Annotated in this window: 2 protein-coding genes and 1 pseudogene; all 3 read right to left on the bottom strand. The window is 54.1% G+C overall.

Going from position 1 to position 861, the window contains the following annotated elements; all coding sequences use genetic code 11:
* Position 1: 1 nt before the first annotated feature.
* Positions 2–196 (bottom strand): DUF2997 domain-containing protein, encoded by a 195-nt coding sequence (locus tag ABD971_RS09910; RefSeq protein ID WP_345321627.1) that lies wholly within the window; start codon positions 194–196, stop codon positions 2–4.
* Positions 193–561 carry a DUF1257 domain-containing protein gene (locus tag ABD971_RS09905; RefSeq protein ID WP_345321625.1) on the bottom strand — a complete coding sequence of 123 codons (369 nt, stop codon included), beginning with the start codon at positions 559–561 and terminating at the stop codon, positions 193–195. Before ABD971_RS09905 ends, ABD971_RS09910 begins: the two co-directional genes overlap by 4 nt.
* A 28-nt stretch (positions 562–589) precedes the next feature.
* A pseudogene (locus ABD971_RS09900) lies at positions 590–861 on the bottom strand (hypothetical protein); the annotation flags it as partial.

The following is an 861-nucleotide window of genomic DNA, read 5'->3' as shown; positions in this document are numbered from 1 at the left end:
ATTATCCCTCCCGTTGAGTTTGGTTTTCGGATTGTAATTGGCCTGCGTAAAATTCCGCAGTAATCGTTTCGGAGCGTCTCGCACCCAAGGCGGCCTCCACGAACTGACTCGCCTCTCGGCATTCGCTTCCTGAAAAACCGCTGGTTTCGACTTTCGTTTCGCCGGAGGGGGCGACGGTGATTTGAATTGTTTTCAACTCGCACCTCCGACTAAGACGGTGAGGCGGATTGATCCATCAGCGAGCGATTGTTCGGTCACCGAGTGACCCTGCTTATGTGCTTCCAATACGGATTTTTCAACCGCGTACCGCTGGATAAGTCGATCGAGCTGGGACTGTTCGCCCCAGTTGCCTTCGTAATTATCGAAGTGAACCATCCCCGCAGTCGTGTCGCAGACGACGGGGTAACGCCAGCGAGGTAACTGGACGCAGTAACCAGTTACTTCGGCGCTGAAGAGCTTCACGGTTTGATGCATCGGTTCGTCGAGTTCAAGTCGACGGCACGATGCCCGCAAAGCGACCGGATCACGAATCTCAGTCGTGATCGTAACGATGTGTGACAAAGCGTTTTCCTTTCTGTTGGAGGTTTGGTCAAGTCGATTTTTCGTCGTGATCGGTCAAGTGTCGCGGTGATGTGTCCGTACCACGATGCAAGAGCAGTGGCCTCGATGCCGTGAGGTCATCGAGCATGATTTCCACAATCACTTGGTCGTCCCCAGTTTCCGGTGGGCGAACGAGCAGTAGCCAAGCCAAAGCAAGTGGCAACAAGCAAGCAATTAGCAGACCGACGTTCGTGATAGCAGCTGCGACAAGCGAGTCCCATCGACGTTCCGAGGCCAAGGAGTGTCGCTCAGTCTCAAGAG

This window comes from Novipirellula rosea, assembly GCF_039541335.1.
GTDB lineage: Bacteria > Planctomycetota > Planctomycetia > Pirellulales > Pirellulaceae > Novipirellula > Novipirellula rosea.
This window is presented reverse-complemented; position numbering and strand designations above follow the sequence as displayed.